Source organism: Gemmatimonadota bacterium, assembly GCA_009692115.1.
In the GTDB taxonomy this organism is placed as follows: domain Bacteria; phylum Gemmatimonadota; class Gemmatimonadetes; order Gemmatimonadales; family GWC2-71-9; genus SHZU01.
Genome location: SHZU01000001.1, coordinates 484,686 through 506,627, shown reverse-complemented (window position 1 = coordinate 506,627; position 21,942 = coordinate 484,686). Strand labels below are relative to the sequence as shown.

Genomic DNA, 21,942 nt, shown 5'->3' with positions numbered 1-21,942 from the left:
TCAATAGGGCCGTCACCTTTGCCGCTCGGTCCCCTTGAGGGAGCCTTCTGCAGCGAGGCGGCGGAAATCTACCGGGGGGCGCCCGTTTGGGTACCATCCGTCGTCGTCGGGGAGCCGACCCGACAAACCGAGGGCCCGTCCGGTTCGAATCCGGCGCCGCCAACTCGCCAGTTCTTCGGCCGCCGCCACCGGTTGCAGCTCGGCGCCGGTCTCCCAAAGGTGATTGGGACACGGGAGTGCCGTGACCCGCGCTTCCCGGCCGATCGTGGCCTTGAACCAGAGGACCGCTCGCTCCAGGCGCCGAAGGCTCGAGATGTGGACGAGAGCCCGGAACCGGTCCGGCAGAATCGCGAACTCATCCACAATCAGCTCGGGAAAACGAGTCGGGATGTCCCGCCACCGATCCAGGACGAGGCGGCCCAAGAGGCTGGCGTCGACCCGCTTGGTGCCGAATGCCACGAACGACGGGATCCGCCCAGCGGTCCACAGGGTTACTGTCCAGATGCCCGAATGCCAGATCATCGTTGTGTCCCGCGGTTGGAGGCGGGAACACAGTAGCTCCGGCGGGTTCCGACTATATAACCGAAACGTCCGCTATTTGGCTCCGGGCGCCGCAAACCGGGCCACATAGGCCGGGACATCGAATTTCTTGGCCGCTGCCGTCAGGCTCATATACCGAACCGTGCCGAAGATCGGCCGGCGGTAGAACGGACGGTCGTACTTCCCGAAACACCAAAGAATCCCGCCGTAGGAACTCGGGTCCCGGCCGTCGAGCGCGTACTTGTGATTCAGGTGTTCGAGAATTCGGAGTGCGGCGGCGGCGTCCTTCGTCCACATCAGGACTGACTTGCCCCAGAGCATTCGGACATAGTTGTGGATCTCCCCGTGGTGGACCAGGGAACGCTCCGCCGCATTCCACAACTCGTCGTGAGTCCGGCCCGCCTCGAGGTCTCGGTCCGAGTAGAGGGCGGGTCGGGGGTCTTCGGAGTGGTCGTCCAATTCCTTTCGGGCCCAGTTGGGAACCACGGCCAGGGTGCGGTGTTTGGGGTTCCGGAAGACGAGGTTGTGCGCCAGTTCGCGCCAGGTGAGGGCCTGATCGAGAAACGTGGCGTATTGGCTGCCGGGGCCGGCTTGTCTGGCGGTGAGCAGCACTTCCTGGATGCTGATGGTACCGAAATGAAGGTGAGCGGACAGCCGGCTCGTGGCCTCGACATTCGGGTCGCCCCGCTGGTCGTAGCGGGGCAGTCCGTGAGTGACGAAATCGTGGAGCCGGGCTCGGGCGGCGCGTTCGCCCCCGGGAGTTGCCGACGCCGGCCCGACGGCGTGGTCGATGTCACAGCTCGCCACCAACGACTGGATGTCCTGGGTGGTGCTGTTTCCGTTTAAGGGCTCGTCGAACGGAATCTCGATCGGGCGGCGAATGAGGGGGTCGGGATTCTCGACCGGGTAGAGATGGTGGGGCAGGGCCTCCATCAACACCGGCCGAATCGATCGGGCCACCAGGTATTCTTTGGAATGGAACTGGAGCGGGACCACGGTGGCGGAATCAACGGCCACCACGGGTGCGTCGAGTCGGTCGCGGAGCCGCTTCAACTGGCGCGGCTGAATGAACGTCGGGAAGAAGTCGGTCACCACGAGCGCGGCCCGGCGGCCCAAGGCCGTGAGCGGTGATTCGGAGTGGGTGCGGCGGGCCTGTTCGGTTTGGGTTTCGAGGTAGAACGCGTACCGGATGCCCCGTTCGGCGAAGCCATGATAGAGATCGATGGCCGATTCGAGGATGAAGGTGTGAAACCGGTCGCTGGCCCACGGATAGTCGTGCCGGAGGCCTTGGTACACCAAGATCGGGAGGCCGAGTTGGTTGGCTTGCTCGATCGCGAAGTTGAGGGCGAAGTTGGCCCGGGAACGCATCGTGACGCCCTGCATCCAGTAGAGCACGAACTCGCCGGCGCGGCGGGGACCGGGCTCTTCGGCGGCGTGAATTCGGAGCGAGTCAACCATAGTGACGGCATGTTATCCCTGAGCGCGGCCGAAGCGCTACCCGGCAGCTGGGGTCGTGGGCCGAGGGCCATTCTGGCGGTCCATGCCTAGTTCGTGGCATTCCTGCCGGATCGCCGGATGGTGTCGAGTCGATGGGCGGTGGGTGGAGTCCATATAAATGTATGATGGGTATTGTTTTGCCAACCAGACGTCGATTGGGGCCCAACAATTGCTATGGAGGTAGTTGCATTCCAAGAGCAGCGGTGAGGGGAGAGCTAGGGACGGGGCTATAGGACTAAGTTCCCCCCGAACCGGTTCCCACTCACCGCTCGTTTTTTTGCCCCTTCAGCCTACTTAATGTTTCTATCGCATTGTCAGACAATGAGATAGAGATGCCGGTCGGGGCTGATCCCCGGTTGACGGGTTCGGGCGAGGTCACTAGCTTAGTCGCCTGTCCGGGGCGGTAGCTCAGTTGGGAGAGCGCTGCAATCGCACTGCAGAGGTCAGGGGTTCGATCCCCCTCCGCTCCACATCATTGCCCCTTGGTGTAACTGGCAACACGTCTGACTCTGGATCAGAAGAGTCCTGGTTCGAGCCCAGGAGGGGCAACTTCCAAAGCCGCCGCGAGGCGGCTTTGTTCGTTTCCCCTCCGGGCCCGTTCCCTCGCTGGCGCGGCGGGGTCGAGCCCAGGAGGGGCAACTTCCAACGCTGGCTTCCGGGTCACGCCAAGGTCACTGGTACGGGCGTACTTCCGGGTGGTTCTCTCACCCCGAGGCGTCCCGTGCTCCCCAACTGGATTACCCTGTCGCGGTTTCCGCTGCTGCTGGTCAACGTGCTGGTGTTCTACTTTGGGTCGCCGCCGATTCGGCTGGCCGCGGTGGCCCTGTTGTTCGTCAGGCTGACCCTCGACACCGTGGATGGCGTGCTGGCCCGAAAGACCGGGCAGACCAGTCTCTTCGGAGGCGTCCTCGATATCGCGGCCGACCGGACCTACGAGTTGGTCCTCTGGCTCTGCTTTACCGACCTCGGGATGATTCCATTGGCGATCCCGCTCTTGGTGATCGCCCGGACCATCCTGACCGACGCGTTTCGATCTCTTTGGGTCGGGCAGGGTACCGCGCCGTTTGCTGGACACCAGACTCCGCTCGGGCGCTTTTTGGTGACCTCGCCGTTTATGCGGATCGGCTACACCATCACGAAGACCACGACCTTCTGCGGGTTGGCGCTGGCCCAGGCTTTGGGCGGAGTTCCCGGGATGGTTGCGGTGTTCCAGGTGACCGCTTGGGCGGCGGTGGTCTTCTGCTGGTTCCGCGGCGCGCCGGTCATTGGGCACGCCATCCGGCATTACTGGGGCGTCAGGCCCGGGGGTGAGTTGCGGCGGTCGTAGTCGACGAGGCCGTCGACGAGATGGATGGTTCGGTCGCACTGGGCCGCCAACCGGTCGTCGTGGGTGACGATGATGCAGGTGATCCCTCGCTCCTGGTTGAGCCGGCGGAGCAGCTTGAGGACTTGCTCGCCCGATTCCTGGTCGAGATTGCCGGTGGGTTCGTCGGCCAAGACCAGGGCGGGCGAGAGGGCCAAGGCCCGGGCAATCGCAACCCGCTGTTGTTGCCCCCCCGAGAGTTGGGCCGGCGGGGAATTCCGCTTGTCCGCCAGGCCGACGTCATCGAGCAGGCGCTCGGCGGTTTGCCGGAGTTCGGCACCCATGGAACCGGTCTGCGCGAAACCCGGCAACATCACATTTTCAACCGCCGTGAAGGCCGGCAACAAATGGTGGAACTGAAACACGAAGCCGATGGTCTGGCCTCTAAACCGGGCCAGGCCATTGGGGTCGAGCGTTCCGGTATCGGTACCCGCCATGACCAGGCGGCCAGCGGTCGGCTGGTCGAGCAGCCCGATCAGGTTGAGCAAGGTGCTCTTGCCGGACCCCGACGGGCCGGTCAGCGCCGCGAATTCGCCCCGCTCCACTACGAGGTCAATCCCGCGGAGGGCCCGGGTGATGACGACGGAGCCGTAGTCTTTAGTCAGGCCCTCGAGCGCCAGAATCGGATCAGGCATTGCGGATCGTGACGGCGGGGTCGAGGCGAGAGGCGCGCCGGGCCGGGAGGTAGGCGGCGAGCAGGGCCGTGATGGTGGCGGTGGCCGACGCCCGAAGGTAGAGGCCCAGCTTGAGTTCGACGGGGAAGGTGGCGCTCCCATCGGGATTCTTGACCAGACTCGCGAAGAACGCGCCGAGGCCGATGCCGAGCAGGACGCCGGCCACCGATCCCAAGAGGCCGACCAGGCCACCCTGAAACAGGAAGATCCGGAGGATCTTTGCCCGGGTCGTCCCGTAGGCCATCATGATGCCGATCTCCTTCGACTTCTGGACCACCGTCACTGCGAGCACGCTGGCGATGCCGAGCGCCACGGCCAGGATCACGAAGGTCTGGATCATGTTGCTCGAGGCGCTTTGCGACCGGAGGCCGACCAGGAGTTGGGAGTTGCTGCTCATCCAGCTTTCCGAGAGCAGCCCGGTTTGCTGGCCGATGGCCTTGGCGATCGGCTCGGCCTCGAAGATCTGATCGACCTTGACCTCGATGGTGGAGACCCCGCCATCGAGGCCGAACAGAGTCTGGGCGGCGCGGAGCGGGACCAGGACCCATCGTTCGTTGAGATCCTTGTTGCCGATGTCGATGGTGCCGACCACCGTGTAGATGGCGGTCGTTCCGGATCCGACCAGGAGGCGGAGTTTGTCGCCGATGGTGACGCCGAGGGCCCGGGCCAGTTCGACCCCGATCACCGCTTGAAAACCATTGATCGACAAGGTGCCGTCGACGAGGCGGGCTTTCAGGTCGACGATGGCGGAGTACGCTTCCGGATCGAGACCGCGGATTGCGACGGCCTTGGTGCCGTTGCCGCGGAGCGCGAAGGCCGGCCCATTGACCGTCGGCGCCACGGCAACCACCCCCGGGGTCGCGGCGATGATCGCGGCCACTTGCTGCCATTGGCGGACCGACCGGATCCGCTGCGGGGGTCGGATGATCCGGGCATCGGCGCCGTCGACGGAGTCGAGACCGACCGGCCGGGGAATCTCCTCGAGCGGCCGGACCACGATGTGAGCCTGATTGCCCAACGTCCTCGAAATGATGCTCTCCTGGAGGCCGTTGATCAGGGCCGACAGGAACACGATCGTGGCGACCCCGACGGCCACTCCGGTCAGGATCAGGGCGGTCTGGGTGCGGCCCTCCCGGAGGAACCGGAGCGCGACGAACCACTCGAACTTCATGCCGGTCAGGCCTTGGGCCGGGCCCGCATCCCGACAACGGCGCTCCGGGCGCCGGCGCCGACGACCCGGTCGCCCTCGGCTGGGCCCGTCAGAATTTCAGCCGACTGCTCGCTCCGGATGCCTAACGTGACCGGCAGGCGAACCACCAGGCCGTCCCGGATGACCATGACCCACGGCGCCGGGGTGACCAAGTCACGAATGGCGCTCGACGGGAGGACCAGGGCATTGGGCCGGCGGGCGGTTTCGACCTGGACCGACACCGTCATGTCCGGCCGGAGGTAGGCCGGCACACTGTCGACATCGAGCCGGATTTCGACCGTGCCCTGTTCCGGATCGATGGCCGGGGCCACGTACACCACCCGGGCGGCGAAGGTCTGTTCGGGGAATGCCTCGGCCGAAGCCGTGGCCGGCTGGCCTTCGCGAAGCCGGGCGACGTCTTTTTCATCGGGCACCGCCACCAGTTGGGTGGTTCCGTCGAGCGCCAACGTCAGGACCACCCGACCCGACTGGATCGCATCGCCCGGCTCGACGTCGCGGGTCAGGACCCGGCCGGCACCCGGCGCGGTGATCCGGGTGTTGGCGAGCCGGGCTCGGGCCAGGGCAACGGCGGCCACTGCCTCCGCGAGCGTCGCTTCCGACCCCCGACGCTCCGATCCGCCGCCGGCGGTAGCGTCTGTCTGGGCCATGGCGATATCCCGCTGACTGCGGGCGGCGGCGAGGACCTGATTGGCGAGGTCGAGCTGCTCGGTCGACGTGGCGCCTGCGGCCACGAGCCGTTGGGTCCTCTGATAGTCGAGTTCGGCCTTCTGAAAGGCCACTTCTGCCGAGCGGAGGTTGGCCGCGGCCACCAGGGCTCGGACCTCCCCGATACCGGCTAGCCCGGCTTCGGCCTGGCGACGAGCGGCCTCGGCCTGGAGCAGCTGCGCCCGGGCCTCGGCATCGTCGAGTTGGAGGAGGACCTGTCCGGGACGGACCCGGTCGCCTTCCCGGACCGCGACCCGGTTGACGGTGCCGGAGACCGCGGAACCCAGACGCGCGGTAGACAGACTCCGGACTCGGCCGGTGGCGACCACCGATTGGACGAGCTCGCGCCGTTCCACGAGAACCGTCTCCAGGGCGGTCGGTCTGATCCGGGACCAAGCCCACCAGGCCAGGAGGAGGGCACCGACGGCGAGGAGGGTTCGTCGGGAGGTGAGTTTTCGAAGGAGTGTGGTCACGGGAGCGGATAAGATAGCGCCAAGGGCGCGCCCCCGCCGAGCGAGTGGAGGCGGTAAGTTCCCGGATCAACCCTTGACCCTTGGCCGGCATCCAAGCTCCCGTGACTTCCTGGGTCATTCCGATTCCCTTGGCGCGCGCCTCTGGCGTGGAATCCGACGCAACCGAGCGACCGGTCGACCCGATGGTCGCGGCGGCCGCGGGCGGGGACGAGACCGCCTTTGAGCAGGCCTATCGGACCCACGTTGGTTGGATCTACGCCCTCGTGACAAGGCTGGCGGACAACCCGAGCCATGCCAACCAACTCACTCAAGATGCATTCGTTCGGACGTGGGGGCGGCTCGCCAGCTTCCGGGGCGAGAGCAGCTTTGCCACGTGGCTGCATGGTCTGGCGGTCAACGTGGTCCTCACCGCCCGCCCGCCGAAGCGCTTGGCGCCGGACCCGCCGGATCAGTCCCGAGGGTGACTTGATCGACCTTGAACCTGAAGCCAGGCCAGCGACCCCAGGGCTCCATCTCGATCTTGACTGGGCCATTGCGGGCCTTCCGCCGGGCGCCCTGACCGTATTCGTGCTCCACGACGTGGAGGGCTACCAGCATGCCGAAATCGCGGAGCTCGCCGGGACCGCCGTGGGCACTTCCAAGGCCCAGCTGTTCCGGGCTCGACGACTTCTTCGCGAGGCGCTCGATCGATGACCTGTGATGGCGTACGCGATCGTCTGGACCGTCACCTGGCCGGCACGCTCGATCCGGCCAAGTCGCTGGTGCTGACCGAGCACGCTGCCGGGTGTGCGGGGTGCCGGGTACGTCTTTGCCGGAGCGTAGCCTTCCTAACTCATCGTGAATTATGCTTTCCAGTGGGCGGGCCAACCGTTGGTCGTTCTCCAGCGGGTCGGTCCGCCTCTTGCATTTTCAGCCCCCGCTTCGGACGTCAATGCGGTCTGTCTTCGGGGGAGGACCGTTATGTCGTGGATGCAGCGGGGCATGTTGGTGGGTGTTGCGGGATTGGCCGGGTTGATCGTGATGAGCCGAAACGCCGATTCGAAGGAGGCTGGGCTCGATCCGGACCAGAGTCCGATGAAAAACTCGGTCTACGCCGCGCCGGTTCCAGTGTACTACGGTGCCGAGTTCCAAGAAACGACCGGCGGGAACTATTACGACGACATCGGCGGACCGGTCACCTTCACCAGCAAGTCGTGGTTCTTTGGCATCAAGGATCCGGTGGAGGAGGTGGCCGCCTTCTATGCCAAGAACCTGCCCGCCGGTGCCCATCCCGAGGAAACGATGGACGGCGACATGGCTTTCGAGTGGATTCCACCGGGCGCTGCGGCGGGGGAGCGTGTCTCCGTCACGATTGGTGACGGAGAGCTGCAGATCAGCGAAGTGGTGAAGGCTAAGCCTTAAAACTAGGGAGTACTGTCCCTGGTGCCGGTTCGGATCGGGCGCCCGGGCATGGCGCCCTTCACGAGTTGGCCGCCTTTGACGACGAACGTGCCACCGACGATCACGTTGGAAATGCCGGTCGAACCTTGGGTCGGCTTTTCAAACGTGGCGCGGTCAATGACCGTGGCCGGATCAAAAACGGTGATGTCGGCGTCGGCGTCGATGGCGATCCGGCCTTTGGTGCGCATGGCCGGGGCGATGCCCTCCACGCGCCGGGCCGGGAGGATCGTCATCTTGGCGAGCGCGTCCATCAGGCCGATGGTCTTCTTTTCCCGGACATAGTGGCCGAGCACCCGCGCGAACGTGCCGGCGCCGCGGGGGTGGCCGGTGCCGTTGACGAAGGGTACGCCGTCGCTCGCGATCATGACACCGGGGTGCGCGATGGCTTTCTCGATGAACTCGTCCTTCATCATGTAGATGATGACCCAGCCGCCCTCTTTCCGATACTTATCGAAGGTTGCCTTGGTCAGCCGCTCGCCGGTGGCGGCCCAGCCAAGATCCGGATAGTCGATTCCGAGGTTCTGTTGCCATCCCGGGTTGAAGAGGGCCGATTCGAGCATCGTCGACGCCGCGGTGTAGGGATAGACCTCGGTGGTCAAATCCTGCCCCGCGGCCCGCGCCGAGTCGATCAACGCCAGTGCCGCCGGGAGGTCCCGGCTGGCACTGCTTCCGATGTGCACGATGTGGAGCGAGGCGCCGGTCTTCTTCGCGGCTCCGATTGCTTCCCGGATCGCGCCGATCCCGAAGGCCCGGGTGTGGACGAAGACCGGCACCTTCTTTTCAGCAGCCACCGCGAACATGGCCTCGATCTCGGCGGGAGTGGCCCCCGGCGAGTAGTTGATGCCGAATCCGACGCCGAGCGCCCCGTCGGCGAGTCCTTGCCGGATCGCGCCGCCGAGTTGCTCGGTCTGGGCGTCGGATGCCGGCTCGTTCGCGCCGGCCGGCATGGCGCCCAGTTTGGCGACGTTGGCTCGGTTGACGGGCCAATGGCCGACCTCGATCCCGTGGAACACGAAGAACCGGGCGGCAATGTGGCTCACGGTGGCGCCGAAGTTGAGCGGTGACTTGCCCTCCCGGGAGCGATACCAGGGATCGACCGGATAGACCCCGACCTCGAGCTCGAGGGCGGTGGTCACCCCGTCCTGGGCCTGGAGTTCCATGTCGCTCGTGGTTTGGCCGTGGGCGTGGAGATCGATGAACCCGGGTGACACGACCTGTCCCGACACATCAATCACCTCGGTGCCCTTGAGCGGCTCCGCGGACATCGCGGCAATCTTGCCGGCGGTGATCCCGATGCTTCGTACCGAGTCGAGTCCGGATGCCGGGTCCATGACCCGCCCGCCTTGGAGCACCAGATCGTAGGTCGGCGGTTTGGCGCAGGCCATGGCCAGGGCGGCGAGCGCCAGAAACGTGGCTCGGGCCAGCCGGTTCATCATCCCCATTTGAGACCTTCTTTCGAGAGTGGCAGGCTCCGGACTCTTCGTCCGGAGGCCGCGAAGATGGCGTTGCAGAGCGCCGGAACCACCGGGGGCAAGGCCGGCTCGCCCATGCCGGTGGGCGAGTTGTCGGTCAGCTTGAAATGGACCTCGACCGGCGGGGCTTGGACCAGCCGGAGGAGCGGGAAGTCGTAGAAGTTGTTCTGCTTGGCCCGGCCGCGGTCAATGGTGATCTCCTGGCCTAACGCCTCGCTGATTCCGTCGAGTACCGAACCTTCGACCTGGTTCAAGGCCCCGCTCGGATTGATGATCTGGCTCCCGACGTCGGCGCCGACCCAGACCTTGGTGATCCGGAAGGTGTCCGCGGCCGACATGGCGACTTCAACGACTTCGGCGAAATACCCGCGGTGGCTGAAGTGGAACGCGACGCCCATGCCGGTGCCCTTCGCCGCCGTCCGCTTGCCCCAGCCTGACTTCAGAGCGACCAGCTCCAGGACTCCGCGCATCCGGGCCGCGTCATATCCCCCCTGGGCGCCTCCAACCATCCGGGGCGGGCCCAGCAAGTCCAACCGGAACTGGACCGGGTCTTGGCCCGAGGCGTGAGCCAACTCGTCGATGAACGAATGGAACACGAAGGCCAGCGCATTGCTGCCCGGGGCCCGGAGCGGCCCGGTGGGAACCCCGAGCGGCATCAGCGACTGTTCGAGCCGGAAGTTCGGGACGAACCGGGACGGAAACTCCGTCGGGGCGAGTCCGGCGCTGCTGGCCAGCCGGTCGCCTTCGCCGAAGGTCACGAAGTGGTTCTTCCACGCGGTCAGCTTGCCGGCGGCGTCGACGCCGCCCTTCAGGAAATGGAACCCGGCGGGACGGTAGAAGTCGTGCTTCATGTCGTCTTCGCGGGTCCAGAGGAGCTTGACCGGCGCGCCGACTTCCTTCGCGATCCAGGCCGCTTCGACCATATAGTCGTTGGCAAGCCGGCGACCGAAGCCGCCGCCGCCCCGGGTCATGTGGATGGTGATATCGGTCTGGGGAATGCTGAGAGTCGTGGCGACCAACTCCCGGCCGGGCTGCGGGTTCTGGGTCGGGGCCCAGATCTCGAGCTTCCCGCCGCTGAAATGGGCGGTGCAGTTCTGGGGTTCGAGGGGGGCGTGGGCAATGAAGGGATAGAAGTAGGCCGCTTCGACGACCTTGGCCGCGCCAGCAAAGGCAGCGTCGACATCGCCGTCGTTCTGCAGGACCTTGGCCCCGGGCCCTCGGCTCAACTGGGCCGCGGTGGCCGCGAAACCCTGGGAGGTTTGGGTCGCGGTGGCGCCCTCATTCCAGGTGACCACGAGCTTCCGCCGGGCGCTTTCGGCGGCCCACCAGTGGTCGGCCACGATGGCCACCCCTCCAAGCAGACCGCTCAGCGCGGTACCGCCGTCGACGACGAACGCGTGCCGCACGCCGGGGAGTTTCTTGACGACGTCGAGATTGGCACTCGCCACCTTGCCGGCAAACACCGGGCACTTGGCGAACACCGCGTAGAGCATGCCCGGAACCTTGACGTCGATGCCGAACAAGGGCTGTCCCGACACGATCTTCGGGTTGTCGATCCCGGGTACTGACGTGCCGATCAGCTTGAAGGTTTTCGGGTCTTTGAGCCGAACGCTCTTGAGCTCGGGGGCCGGCAGGGTCGCGGCTTTGGCCACCAGGTCGCCGTACCCGAGTTTCCGGCCGCTGGCCGCATGGGAGACCGTGGCCGAGGCGGTCGTGCACTCGGATTCAGGCACGGCCCAGGTCGCGGCGGCCGCGGCGACCAGCATCTGGCGGGCGGCGGCTCCCACTCGGCGGAGTTCGTCGTAGTGGAGCGGCGTGGCGGTGCTGCCACCGGCAAACTGGCGGCCGTACTTCGCCTGGTCGGCGTCGGCTTGCTGGATTTGGATGCCCTTCCAGTCGACGTCGAGCTCCTCGGCAATCAGCATCGGGAGCATCGTTTTGACGCCTTGGCCGACTTCGGGGTTCTTGGCGATGATCGTGATCGCCCCGTCGGCAGCGATCCGGATATAGGCGTTCGGCTCGAAGAGTTCCGCCGAGCCGCGCCGGTTTCGCCGGGCCAGGGGTTCGTAGTAGGAGCCGAGGAGCAGTCCTCCGCCGGCCAGCGCGGTCACCCGGAGAAAGCTCCGGCGAGTGTGCGTCGTCGTCATGGCGTTGCCTTACCGGTCTGCCGCGGTACCGGCGGCTCGATGAATGGCTTTGCGGATTCGGAGGTAGGTCGCGCACCGGCACAGATTGCCGTTCATGGCTTGGTCAATGTCGGCGTCGGTCGGCTTTGGCTTGGTAGCGAGGAGGGCGGCGGCCGTCATGATCTGGCCGGCCTGGCAGTACCCGCACTGCGGGACGTCGATTTCCTGCCACGCCTCCTGGAGCGGGTGGGTCCCGGTGCTGGACAATCCTTCGATGGTGGTCACTTCCGCGCCCTTGACCGCCGACACCGGGATCGAGCACGACTTGATCGCCACACCCTTCAGGTGAACGGTGCAGGCGCCGCATTGGCCGACCCCGCATCCGAACTTGGTTCCGGGCAGATCAAGGAGGTCTCGAAGGACCCACAACAGGGGCATGTCGGGGGGGGCGTCGACGGTCCGGGTTTGGCCGTTGACCTTGAGCATGATGGCCATCGTGGGCGCTCGGAGTAGGGTTCGGTTGAAAAGTACTGTGGTTAGCGGCGTTTGGGAGCGGGCTCAGCGCGGACGGGCCGGCCCGGTCAGGGGCCTGCCGGGGAGTTCGCCGGTCAGGGCGCCCCGGCGGATGACCGGCCGGCCGTTGACGAAGAGGTGCACGATGCCGGACGAGAACCGATGAGGGTCGGTGAAGGTGGCATGGTCCTGGATCGTTTCCGAATTGAAGACGACGATATCGGCGAACGCCCCCGCCTTGATCCGGCCCCGGTCGGGTTGGTTGATCTGGTCGGCCGGGGCCGAGGTCATTTTCCGAATCGCGTCTTCGAGCGTCAAGACCTTGAGTTCTCGAACATAGCGAGCGAGCAAGCGCGGGAAGGAGCCGTAGGTCCGGGGGTGAGGGAACCCCTGGCCGAATCCGACCGGGTCGCCGTCGGTTTCGAGCATCGACGCCGGGTAGGTCAGGATCCGAATCACGTCGGCCTCGTCCATGGAGTGATAGATCGCGTCGAAGCTGCCCTCGAGCTGCAAATCGATCAGCACGGGGATCGCCGCCTCGATCGTCGGCGGGAGCTTCCTGTCGACGAGGTAGTCGGCGAGGGTGCGGCCGTTGTACTCGGGGTGTTTTTCGAGAGTGCGGAACTGGAGGCTCTTCGGCCCGTCGCCGGCCTGCTCGGGGAAAATCCGCTTCATCTCGGTCTCGATCCTGGCGCGGGTGGCCGGATCGGCGATCCGCCGGGCAAACTCGGCCGGCCCGCCGGCGAGCGACCACGCCGGGAACATGATGTCCGAGTAGGTGCTGAAGGCCGTGTACGGATAGGCGTCGATCTTCACGTCGAGGCCTTCGGCCCGAGCCCGGTCGACCATCGCGAGGGTTTGCTTCGAGAGTCCGAACTGGGCCGCGCCCGACACTTTGTGGTGGTTGATCTGGGCGGGAATCTTGGCCTCGCGGGCAATCCGGATCACCTCCTCCATCGACGCGAGGGCGCCGGGGCCCTCGTCGCGGACGTGGGTGACGTAGAGGCCGCCCCACTTGGCCGCGACCTTGGCGAGGGCGATGACTTCGTCGGTGGTCGAATAGAACGCCGGGACATATTCGAGGCCGGTGGACAGCCCGAGCGCCCCCTCCGCCATCGAACGGTCAACCATGGCTCGCATCGAATCGAGTTCGGCTGCCGTGGGAGCCCGGTTGGCGAGGCCCATCACCTGCTTTCGAATCCAAGTGTGTCCGGCAAAGAACCCCACGTTAGGCGCCATCCGGAGTCCGGCCAGGTAGGGGCCGAGCGGCCAGGGCTGGTCGGTGCTGTGGAGCGACGCGAGGATGGTCGTAATCCCTTGGCGGACGAAATTCTCCTGGAGCGGATACTGGGCGATCGTCGGGGCCACATGGGCATGATTGTCGATGAACCCCGGCGCGACGATCCATCCGGCGGCATTGACCACCACTTTCGCCGTGGCGGGATCGAGATCCGGCGCGATCCGGGTAATCCGGTCGCCGGTGATCGCGACGTCGGCCCGGTAGCGGGGGGCGCCGGTACCATCGATGATGGTGCCGCCTTTGATCAACACGTCCGACGTCTGGAGCAGGAACAGCGCGAAGGCCGCGAGCATCGGTTACCTCGTGGTCAGGTCGACGGCGATGGATCGCCACCGGGATTGGCGGAATCGCAGCACCGACAGGGTGCATCGGGTGGCGTGGCCGATGACGATCGCGATCCAAATGTCGGATGGCTCGAGTTTGTGGAACGTCCCGAGGACCGCCAGCAGGCCCAGGGGCAAGATGATCTGCGACACCACTGAGATATAACATGGGCTCTTGGTATCCGCGGCCCCATGCAAACCGCCGGTGTAGGTCAGGGCCGTCGTAATGAAGAACCCGGAGACGCTCAGAAACTGGAGCAGCCGGATCCCGATGGCCACGGCCGCGGGATCGGTCATGCCGAAGGCGCCGAGCAAGACCCGGGGAATCGCGATGAACAACACGGCCAGCACGGCCGCCGCCGACAGTCCGATCCGCGCGGCGCCGTGCACCGCCGCGATGGCGCGCTCGGGTTGCCTGGCCCCGATGTTCTGGCCCACCACGGCGGCGGTGGCCCCCATCAGCCCGACCGACGTCCAGGTTATCAGCGAGAACAGCTGGCCGTACCCGACGGCGTAGGCCGCCTGGGCTTCGGCGCTCTGGTCGAGCGACCCGATGAACCGGAGGAGCAAGACCCCGCCGACATTCATGGCCACGCCCTGAAAGCCGGTCGGTAATCCGATCTTGAAGAGCGCCCGGATGATGGTCCAATCCGGCCGGAATCCCTCATGCCGGGGGAATCCGACCACCCACTTGCCGCTGATCAACCGCTGGAACGCGAAGACGGCCACCAGACCACCGGCGATGACGGTGCCCATCGCCGCGCCGGCGGTGCCGAACGCCGGGATCGGTCCAAGCCCCCGGATCAAGATGACGTTGAAGACGATGTTCAACACCGTGAGGGCAATGCCAAGTTGGAGCGGCGTCTTGGCATCGCCGGCGGAGCGGAGGGCGCCGCCAAGCATGAAGAAGGTCAGCATCCCGAAGCTGAAGACGAACATGATCCGGAGGTAGGGCAGGGCCTCGGCCCTAACGGCCGGGGTGGCCCGGACGAACTCGAGGAGGCTCGGAGCCAGGAAGTACCCTAACGGCGCCAGGATGGCAAAGGAAATGACGGTCGAGGTCAGAAATGCCTGGTATGCCGTGCGATTGGCCTTGGCGACGTCGCCGGCGCCGATGAACCGGGCCACCAGCACACCCATCCCCGTGAACAACGAACTGATGAAGACCATCACGACCAGAAAGATCTGCCAGGAGACGCCGATGGCGGCATTGCCGGCATACCCGACGTAGTGACCGACCATGGCATGGTCGATCATCCCCTGGAGACCGCCGATCACGTTTTGGAGCATGGTCGGCCACGCTAGCTTCCAGACGGCCGCGCCGATCGGTCCTTCGATAATGGACCGATCGAGCTTCTTCGGGGCCGTCACGGTACCAGGTTCCTCGACGCGCCGATCGTGTATCCCTGGGGCGGTTCGGCGCCGAGGAGGTGTTTGACGAAGAAATCCCAGCGCCGCCGCATCATATAGGGCTCATTGCCGAAGCCGTGCTGGCGGTTCGGCATCATGATCAACTCGAAATCCTTGTCGGCTTTGATGAGGGCGTCGGCGAGCGCCACGGTGTTGTTCGGCGGCACGTTGTCGTCCATGGTGCCGTGGGCGATCAAGAGCTTGCCCTTGAGGTTCTTGGCCAAGAGTTGGTTGGCCTGGTTGTCGTAATTCGTGGTCCCGTCCGGGTTCCTGGTCAGCAGGCCTTGGTAGCGCTCGCCCCAATCATCCTCGTAGGTCCGGTTGTCGTGATTGCCGGCTTGCGACACCGCCACTTTGTAGAAGTCGGGGTAGCGGAGAATGCCCCCGGCCGCGGCAAAGCCCCCGCCGGAATGGCCCCAGATCCCGACCTTGTCGAGGTTCATGGACGGGTAGCGGCGTCCGAGTTGCTTGATCATTTCGATCTGATCGGGCAGGCCGTTGTCGCCCATGTTGCCGTAGTAGGCATCATGAAAAGACTTCGACCGCATCGGCGTGCCCATCGCATCGACTTCGACGACGATGAAGCCGAGTTCCGCGATGGCCTGCTTGTCGGCCCGGGAGGCTTGGAACGAGCGGGTGCCGACGCTCCCTGATTGGGGCCCGGGGTAGAGATAGTTGACGACCGGGTAGCGCTTGGTCGAGTCGTAGCTCCGCGGCCGGTACATCAAACCGTACAGGTCGGTTTGTCCGTCGCGGGCCTTCACGGTGAACGGAATCGGGGGCACCCAGCCGGACGCGGTGAGGCGCGAGATGTCGGCGGTTTCGAGCGCCAGTACCAAGCGGCCGCGCGCGTCGCGGAGCACCGTGACCGGCGCGGTGGTCGGGGTGGACCACGTGCCGAGGAAGAACTGCCCGTCCGGCGACAGGGTGACGTCGTGGTTGGCGTTCTCGGGCGTCAACAACTCCTGGCGCTTGCCGTCGAAGCCGATCCGGTAGAGATGGTGGTAATAGGGATCGCGGCCCACCTCCCGGCCGGTCGCGATGTAGTAGAGCATCCGGGCTTTCTCGTCGATCCGGATCAGCTCGAGCACCGGGCCCGGGCCGCGGGTGATCTGCTGTTTGAGTTGCCCCGTGGTGAGGTCGTAGAGATACAGATTGCCCCAGTCGTCGCGCTCCGAGAACCAGATCACTTCATTGGTGGCCGGGAGGACATGCCAGTTGGCCCGTCCGAAACCGGATTCGTACTGGGTGGCTACTCGTTCTTCGAGGACGTCGCGAACGTCCCCCGTGACGGGGTCGCCGATCCGGAGGCTGGCCTGCTTGTGATCTCGGCTGGTCGAGACGAAGGCCAGCGCTGAGCCGTCCGGGTACCACTCGACGTCGGTCCATTCGGTGCCGCGGCAAACGACATGATCGCAGAGGGTGGAGCGATGCGGGTCGGGCGGCATCCTGAGCCGGGTGACGGCGCTGGTCTGCACATCGATGATCACCCGGCTGATTCGGAAGATTACGCTGTCGCCCGGCATCGGGTATTTCCAGGCCTCGAGTTTCGGCTGGCCGACGGCGGTGTTGACCAGGTACATGGTGCTGGTGCCGCGGGCGTCGTGCTGGAACGTGGCGATCCGCTTGGAGTCGGGAGACCACGACACGACCGGCCGGTCGCTCTTAGTCCAGCCGGCATTGTCGGTGGCATACCCGAAGTCGGGAATCCCGTCGGTGGTCAGTTGCCGCTCCCGTTGGGTGGCCACGTCGCGAACCCAGAGGTTGTTGGCCCGGGTAAACGCCTGCCGCTTGCCATCGGGCGAGAGCCCTGGGGTCCAGGCGGGCGGGGTGGTGTCCCCCGGCGCCGCGGCGACGATGATGCGGGTCTTCTTGGCCGGGTCCACCAGGACATACTCGGTTCCGGTCGGCGTGGTGTTCCGATACCAGAACCGGTTGCCGTCGAGCCAGGTGGGACGAACGGTGGCTTTGAAAACCAGGGCGTTCAGCTTCGTGCCGAGGGTGCGCTCGGCGCGAGCATAGTCCTCGGCCGTGAGGGCGGTTGGCGCTTGGGCAGCCAACGGCGCCGTCACGGCTAAAAAAGCAAGGAGAAACGAGCGCATCGGTGAGGATTTCCGAGGAGGTCAGGGTCAGGAAGATACGGACGTTGGGCCTCTTCCGCCCCCCCGCGGGCGTTGCCCGACTACACCCCGGCCGGCTGCCCTACGCGAGTGCCGCCAGGCGTTCCCATCGGACAGTCGACTCGGCCAGTTCGCGATCGACCGCCGCCAGGCGGGCCTTGGCGGCCGCGGTGGCGGCGCCGTTCTTGAGGAAGGCGAGGTCGGCGAGGGAGGTGTAGAGCCCTTGCCGCTCCTGCTCGAGGCCGTCGATCCGGGCCGGAAGCTCTTCGAGTTCACGGGATTCCTTGAAACTCAACTTGCGTTTCTTCTCGGCCGGCTTCGGTGGTGGCGGGGTGTCCCGTTTCTGCGGGGCCGCCTTGGCTTCGGTGCGAGCGGTCTTCTGGCGAACCCAGTCGGAGTAACCGCCCACGAACTCGCCGACCACCCCGTTGCCCTCCATCACGAGCGTGCTGGTGACGACGTTGTCGATGAAGGCCCGGTCATGACTGACCAGGAGCAACGTTCCGGAGAAACCCGAGAGGACCTCTTCGAGCAGATCGAGGGTTTCGATGTCGAGGTCGTTGGTCGGTTCGTCGAGGGCCAGCACGTTCATGGATTTCGTGAACAAGCGGGCCAGCAGGAGCCGATTCCGCTCTCCACCGGACAGCGCCTTGACCGGGGTTCGGGCCCGGTCCGGTGGAAACAGAAAGTTCTTGAGATACCCGAGCACATGCAGCCGGCTACCTCCGATCTCGATGTGGTCCGCGCCGCCGGCGATGCTGTCGAATACCGATCGTTCCGGGTCGAGCTCTTCGCGGAGTTGGTCGAAATAGACGATCTCGAGGTTGGTACCGTGGCGGATGGTGCCGGTATCGGGAGCGAGTTGGCCCAATAGGAGCCGGAGCAGGGTGGTTTTGCCGGACCCGTTCGGCCCAATGATCCCGATTCGGTCGCCCCGGGCAATGGTGGTGGTCAAGTCTTTGACCAACGGGCGCCCGCCGAGCGAGACGGACGCGGCTTTGGTTTGAACGACCAGCTTACCGGACCGTTCGGCTTCGTCGACTTGCATGGAGACCGACCCAATCCGGTCCCGCCGGTCGCCGCGTTCGCGCCGGAGATCGATCAGGGCCCGGACCCGTCCTTCGTTGCGCGTCCGGCGGGCCTGGATGCCTTGCCGGATCCAGACCTCTTCCTTGGCCAACTTCTTGTCGAACAGCGCCCATTCGCGCTCCTCGTTGGCCAGCGTAGCGTCTTTCCGCTCGAGGTAGGTGTCGTAGTCGGCACCCCAGTCACGAAGCCGGCCCCGGTCGAGCTCGATGATTCGGGTGGCCACCCGGCGGAGAAAGGCCCGGTCGTGGGTGACGAAGAGGAGGGTCGCGCTGCGATTGATGAGGTAGTCCTCCATCCACTCGATCGCTTCCACGTCGAAGTGGTTGGTCGGTTCGTCGAGGAGCAAGAGGTCCGGTTGCTTGACCAGGGCGCGGGCCAGCAGGGCCTGGCGTTTCCGGCCGCCCGACGCCGTGGCAAACGGTTGCTCGGGGTCGAGGCCCAAGTGGGACAGGACCGTTTCGACCCGGCTTTGGAGTTGCCAAGCGTCGGCCTGGTCGAGGGCGTGATGGAGGCGATCGAGTTCCCGGAGCGCGGCGTCGTCGCCGTGGGTGGCGAGGCGGTGACTGGCGTCGTGATAGCGGACCAGCAGGGTCCCGGCCTCGCCGAGGCCGCCGGCGGCTACATCGAACACCGAGCCGTTCATGCCGGCCGGGATGTCCTGCTCCAGGCGCCCGCTGGTCAGGCCGGTTTGGCGGATCACCTCTCCGGAATCCGGCTGGATCGTCCCGTCGAGCAGCTTCATCAGCGTGCTCTTGCCGGTGCCGTTCCGGCCCAGGAGCGCCACCCGCTCTCCGCGATCGATGCTGAAACTGATTCGGTCCAGGATAGCCGGTCCGCCAAAGGCGATACTGACCTCGCGCATGCCGATCAATGCCATCAGACTGCTTTCAATTCAAAGAGTTACCGGGTGTCCCCCGTGGCGGGCCGACCGGTAGAGCGCCTCGATGACCCGGAGGTTGGCGGCGGCTTCGCTCGCGGGATACCTAACGGGGCGGTGATGCAAGGCGCAATCGGCAAAGTGCTCGATCATCAGGCGGTACTCGTCGTCGCCGGCCACCCGGTGCTCGATCGACGGTTCCCGGCCCCGGTGCTCGATCGCGACGGTGTCGGCGGTGCCCGGGAGAAACGCCGCCCGGAGTTCGATCGATCCGTCGGTGCCGGCGACCTCGACGTACTCCCGCCGTTCCATGGTCAGGGCGCAGTCAAACTGAGCGACGAGACCGCCGTCGAACCGGAGCGTGCCGGCCAGTTCGAGGTCGACATTGGTCGGTCCGAAGGTGGCCCAGGCTTGGACCTCGATCGGCTCCCGGCCGGCCAGGGTCCGGCTCACGTTGACACAATAGTAGCCGACATCCATCAGCGCGCCGCCACCGAGGGCGGCATCGAGCCGGATGTTGCCGGGTTTGGTGAGCCGGAACGTGAAGGCGCTCCGGATCGACTTGAGCGAGCCCACCGCTCCGTCCCGAATCAGGGCTTCCACCCGCCCGATCCGCGGATGGAAGCGGTACATGAACGCCTCCATCAGGGTGACCCCGTTGGCCGCGGCGGCCGCGCCCATGTCGTGACATTCGGCCGCCGTCAGGGCCAAGGGTGTTTCGCACAGGATCTGTTTCCCGTGCTCGGCCGCCTTGATCGTCCACTCCCGGTGGAGGCTGTTAGGCAGGGGGATGTGGACGGCGTCGATGTCCGGGTCGGCGAGCAGGGCGTCGTAGCTACCGTAGTGGGCCGGGATGGCGTTCGCGGCGGCGAAGTCGCGGGCGGTCGAAGACTAGCGGCTGGCCACGGCCGCGACGGTGCCGTTGGAGGAGGCGCGGATCGCGGGAATCACGGCGGCCCGGCCGATGTTGGCGGTGCTCAGGATGCCCCAGCGGAGACTCGGCACTCGGCGGCTAGCGATGGTAGGTCACTTTGCCGTCGACGACGGTGAGGTCGACCTTCATCGAGCCGATTTGGTCCGGGTCGACGCGGGACAGGCCGCCGTCGAGGACACAGAGGTCGGCGGCATTGCCGGTCTCGAGTGTTCCCTTCCATTCCTCGGCGTGGTCCTGCCAGGCGCCGGCGGCGGTGTGCGACCAGATCGCTTGATTGAGGCTGATCCGTTCTTCGGGGCCCGAGACCGTTCCAGTTTGCTTCCCTTTGCGGACCACGCACGTGGCGATGCCTTGGCGCCAGTTGCCGTCGGTTACGGGGGCGTCGGAGCCGGTGGCGACCTGGACGCCGGCGTCGAGGGCGGTTCGGTAGGGCCACTCGTACGGCGCCCGGGTGGGGCCGATGCTGGCCATTTGCCCATCGGCGATCAGGTATTTGATGGTCGAGTTGAAGTTGGCCCCGACGCCGAGGGCGGCCATCCGGCGAAGCGTGGCCGGCAACACCATGTCGGCGTGGATCAGGTAGTGTCGGCGATTGCGATCCGGTGTCGCGGCGAGCACCTTGTCGTAGGCTCCGATGATGGTGTCGATGGCGCGGTCGCCGGTGGCATGGGTGCCGATCTGCCATCCGGCGTCGTGAGCTAGTCGGACCATCGCTTCCATCTCGGCCACCCGCTGCTCGTCGCTGCCCTCGCCGCTGACCAAGACGCCGTTGCCGCCGCCTTGATAGGGCTCATGCAACCAGGCGGTCTTGTTGCCGGTCGGAATGCCATCGGCGTGGAGCTTGACGCCGGCGACCCGAACCCAGCGCGGATCGGTCCCAATTGGCGCCTTGAAGGCACCAAGCGCGGCCGTGAGGTTCGCGGCGGAGCGCCCGACCGACAAGAGCGCCGTTAGGCGGGCCTTGAGGCGCCCCGCTGCCGCCATCTCGGTGTACAACTCCAGGACTTGGCCGTCGATCCCGGGTTCGGTGAAGCTGGTAATGCCGTTGGAGGCCATCAAGGCGGTGGCGTTCTCGAATCCTCGGAGCCGCTCGGCGGCAGAGTAGGGCGGAATCACCCGGCGCACCAAGCCGGCGGCTCCTTCGAAGAAGACGCCGGTTGGCTCCCCCGCCGCGTCCTTCACGATGACGCCGGCCGGAGGCGGGACCGTTTCCCTGGTAATGCCGGCGGCCGCGAGCGCCTTGGAGTTGGCCCAGAGGGCGTGGCCGGAGAACTCGGTCAGCACCACCGGATTGTTGGGAGCTGCTTGGTCGAGATCCTGCCGAGTGGGCGCCCGTCCCTCGGCGAAGTACGGTTGATCCCAGCCGCGTCCCTGGATCCATTCGCCCGGCTGGCGGGCGGCGGCCGCTTTCCGAACCGCCTCGACGATGTCGGCGATCGACTTCACGGCCGGGTAGCTCACGTCGACGTTGAAGGGGGGCTGGCTGAACCCCCACCACAAGGCATGGAGGTGCGAGTCGTTTGAGCCGGGCAAGAGGGTCCGGCCGCGAAGATTCACCGATTCGGTGCCGTGGCCTCCCAGGCGCCGCATCTCAGCGGTGGTTCCCGTGCCGAGGACTCGGCCTCCGCCGATGGCGATGGCTTCGACTCGGCGGAAGGTCCGGTCAACGAGATGAACGTCGCCGTCATAGAGGATGAGATCGGCCCGGGCGGCAGGCCAGGCGAGGCGAGGCCATCGGAAAGCGGCGCCGCCGGCGGCGGCCAGCAGGAACTCGCGGCGAGGAACTTTAATGGAATGAGATCTCATCGGAACCTCGGTTTGCCTTGGTGGAAGTTCTCGGGGCCGAGTTGCGCTCCTCAACGCCGAGTCTTCAGAT

At 66.0% G+C, this 21,942-nt stretch carries 17 protein-coding genes and 2 tRNA genes; 5 read left to right on the top strand and 14 right to left on the bottom strand.

The window, feature by feature from the left end; all coding sequences use genetic code 11:
- Positions 1 to 12: 12 nt before the first annotated feature.
- Both EXR94_02415 and EXR94_02410 read right to left on the bottom strand, forming a co-directional pair.
- On the bottom strand, positions 13 to 522 hold the full coding sequence (locus EXR94_02415) for a hypothetical protein (protein MSR01583.1): 510 nt from the start codon (positions 520 to 522) through the stop codon (positions 13 to 15).
- Between the two features lie 72 nt (positions 523 to 594).
- Positions 595 to 1,998 carry a hypothetical protein gene (locus tag EXR94_02410; GenBank protein ID MSR01582.1) on the bottom strand — a complete coding sequence of 468 codons (1,404 nt, stop codon included), beginning with the start codon at positions 1,996 to 1,998 and terminating at the stop codon, positions 595 to 597.
- 436 nt (positions 1,999 to 2,434) lie between these two features.
- Here EXR94_02410 and EXR94_02405 point away from each other — a divergent pair.
- The 3 genes from EXR94_02405 to EXR94_02395 all read left to right on the top strand — a co-directional run bounded on the left by EXR94_02405 (position 2,435) and on the right by EXR94_02395 (position 3,364).
- A tRNA-Ala gene (locus EXR94_02405) sits at positions 2,435 to 2,507 on the top strand.
- A 6-nt stretch (positions 2,508 to 2,513) separates the two neighbouring features.
- Positions 2,514 to 2,586: transfer RNA gene (locus EXR94_02400), tRNA-Gln, on the top strand.
- A gap of 25 nt (positions 2,587 to 2,611) precedes the next feature.
- Positions 2,612 to 3,364 carry a CDP-alcohol phosphatidyltransferase family protein gene (locus tag EXR94_02395; GenBank protein MSR01581.1) on the top strand — a complete coding sequence of 251 codons (753 nt, stop codon included), beginning with the start codon at positions 2,612 to 2,614 and terminating at the stop codon, positions 3,362 to 3,364.
- Here EXR94_02395 and EXR94_02390 read toward each other — a convergent pair.
- Genes EXR94_02390 through EXR94_02380 form a run of 3 tightly spaced genes read right to left on the bottom strand, consistent with a single transcriptional unit; the run spans position 3,322 to position 6,477 of the window.
- On the bottom strand, positions 3,322 to 4,035 hold the full coding sequence (locus EXR94_02390; protein MSR01580.1) for an ABC transporter ATP-binding protein: 714 nt from the start codon (positions 4,033 to 4,035) through the stop codon (positions 3,322 to 3,324). The two genes, EXR94_02395 and EXR94_02390, sit on opposite strands and share 43 nt — an antisense overlap.
- The gene (locus EXR94_02385; protein ID MSR01579.1) at positions 4,028 to 5,245 is read right to left on the bottom strand and encodes an ABC transporter permease; all 1,218 of its coding nucleotides are present in this window, start codon (positions 5,243 to 5,245) and stop codon (positions 4,028 to 4,030) included. The genes EXR94_02390 and EXR94_02385 overlap by 8 nt, the downstream gene beginning before the upstream one ends.
- A gap of 5 nt (positions 5,246 to 5,250) precedes the next feature.
- On the bottom strand, positions 5,251 to 6,477 hold the full coding sequence (locus tag EXR94_02380) for an efflux RND transporter periplasmic adaptor subunit (protein MSR01578.1): 1,227 nt from the start codon (positions 6,475 to 6,477) through the stop codon (positions 5,251 to 5,253).
- Between the two features lie 276 nt (positions 6,478 to 6,753).
- Here EXR94_02380 and EXR94_02375 point away from each other — a divergent pair, with 276 nt between their 5' ends.
- Together EXR94_02375 and EXR94_02370 are read left to right on the top strand one after the other, a co-directional pair.
- A complete protein-coding gene (locus EXR94_02375) occupies positions 6,754 to 7,155 on the top strand; it encodes an RNA polymerase sigma factor (GenBank protein MSR01577.1) in 402 nt (133 codons plus the stop codon).
- Positions 7,152 to 7,820, top strand: a complete 669-nt coding sequence (locus tag EXR94_02370) for a hypothetical protein (GenBank protein ID MSR01576.1) — start codon at positions 7,152 to 7,154, stop codon at positions 7,818 to 7,820. Before EXR94_02375 ends, EXR94_02370 begins: the two co-directional genes overlap by 4 nt.
- A gap of 45 nt (positions 7,821 to 7,865) precedes the next feature.
- On the opposite strand, the gene EXR94_02365 is transcribed toward EXR94_02370, so the two are convergent.
- The 9 genes from EXR94_02365 to EXR94_02325 form a co-directional block, all read right to left on the bottom strand.
- Positions 7,866 to 9,326: a D-glutamate deacylase gene (locus EXR94_02365; protein ID MSR01575.1), complete on the bottom strand. Its 1,461-nt coding sequence runs from the start codon at positions 9,324 to 9,326 to the stop codon at positions 7,866 to 7,868.
- A gap of 8 nt (positions 9,327 to 9,334) precedes the next feature.
- A complete protein-coding gene (locus EXR94_02360) occupies positions 9,335 to 11,521 on the bottom strand; it encodes a xanthine dehydrogenase family protein molybdopterin-binding subunit (GenBank protein ID MSR01574.1) in 2,187 nt (728 codons plus the stop codon).
- Between the two features lie 9 nt (positions 11,522 to 11,530).
- Positions 11,531 to 11,995: a (2Fe-2S)-binding protein gene (locus tag EXR94_02355; protein ID MSR01573.1), complete on the bottom strand. Its 465-nt coding sequence runs from the start codon at positions 11,993 to 11,995 to the stop codon at positions 11,531 to 11,533.
- A 63-nt stretch (positions 11,996 to 12,058) separates the two neighbouring features.
- Positions 12,059 to 13,606, bottom strand: coding sequence for a D-aminoacylase (locus tag EXR94_02350; GenBank protein ID MSR01572.1), 1,548 nt, complete (start codon positions 13,604 to 13,606; stop codon positions 12,059 to 12,061).
- A 3-nt stretch (positions 13,607 to 13,609) separates the two neighbouring features.
- Complete coding sequence (locus tag EXR94_02345; protein MSR01571.1) at positions 13,610 to 15,007, bottom strand: MATE family efflux transporter; 1,398 nt, start codon at positions 15,005 to 15,007, stop codon at positions 13,610 to 13,612.
- Positions 15,004 to 17,148 (bottom strand): S9 family peptidase, encoded by a 2,145-nt coding sequence (locus EXR94_02340; GenBank protein ID MSR01570.1) that lies wholly within the window; start codon positions 17,146 to 17,148, stop codon positions 15,004 to 15,006. The genes EXR94_02345 and EXR94_02340 overlap by 4 nt, the downstream gene beginning before the upstream one ends.
- Before the next feature lie 100 nt (positions 17,149 to 17,248).
- Positions 17,249 to 19,132: an ATP-binding cassette domain-containing protein gene (locus tag EXR94_02335; protein MSR01569.1), complete on the bottom strand. Its 1,884-nt coding sequence runs from the start codon at positions 19,130 to 19,132 to the stop codon at positions 17,249 to 17,251.
- A gap of 15 nt (positions 19,133 to 19,147) precedes the next feature.
- Positions 19,148 to 19,987: a Gfo/Idh/MocA family oxidoreductase gene (locus EXR94_02330; GenBank protein MSR01568.1), complete on the bottom strand. Its 840-nt coding sequence runs from the start codon at positions 19,985 to 19,987 to the stop codon at positions 19,148 to 19,150.
- 157 nt (positions 19,988 to 20,144) lie between these two features.
- Entirely contained in the window at positions 20,145 to 21,872 is a 1,728-nt protein-coding gene (locus EXR94_02325; protein MSR01567.1) for an amidohydrolase, read from the bottom strand.
- Positions 21,873 to 21,942: the final 70 nt, after the last annotated feature.

Bases quoted from the DNA above. Each gene is read 5' to 3' on its own strand.
- EXR94_02370 (MSR01576.1), top strand. From the start codon at position 7,152: ATGACCTGTGATGGCGTACGCGATCGTCTGGACCGTCACCTGGCCGGC.
- EXR94_02375 (MSR01577.1), top strand. From the start codon at position 6,754: ATGCCAACCAACTCACTCAAGATGCATTCGTTCGGACGTGGGGGCGGC.
- EXR94_02355 (MSR01573.1), bottom strand. From the start codon at position 11,995: ATGGCCATCATGCTCAAGGTCAACGGCCAAACCCGGACCGTCGACGCC.
- EXR94_02385 (MSR01579.1), bottom strand. From the start codon at position 5,245: ATGAAGTTCGAGTGGTTCGTCGCGCTCCGGTTCCTCCGGGAGGGCCGC.
- EXR94_02340 (MSR01570.1), bottom strand. From the start codon at position 17,148: ATGCGCTCGTTTCTCCTTGCTTTTTTAGCCGTGACGGCGCCGTTGGCT.
- EXR94_02415 (MSR01583.1), bottom strand. From the start codon at position 522: ATGATCTGGCATTCGGGCATCTGGACAGTAACCCTGTGGACCGCTGGG.
- EXR94_02350 (MSR01572.1), bottom strand. From the start codon at position 13,606: ATGCTCGCGGCCTTCGCGCTGTTCCTGCTCCAGACGTCGGACGTGTTG.
- EXR94_02360 (MSR01574.1), bottom strand. From the start codon at position 11,521: ATGACGACGACGCACACTCGCCGGAGCTTTCTCCGGGTGACCGCGCTG.
- EXR94_02335 (MSR01569.1), bottom strand. From the start codon at position 19,132: ATGGCATTGATCGGCATGCGCGAGGTCAGTATCGCCTTTGGCGGACCG.
- EXR94_02410 (MSR01582.1), bottom strand. From the start codon at position 1,998: ATGGTTGACTCGCTCCGAATTCACGCCGCCGAAGAGCCCGGTCCCCGC.
- EXR94_02325 (MSR01567.1), bottom strand. From the start codon at position 21,872: ATGAGATCTCATTCCATTAAAGTTCCTCGCCGCGAGTTCCTGCTGGCC.
- EXR94_02390 (MSR01580.1), bottom strand. From the start codon at position 4,035: ATGCCTGATCCGATTCTGGCGCTCGAGGGCCTGACTAAAGACTACGGC.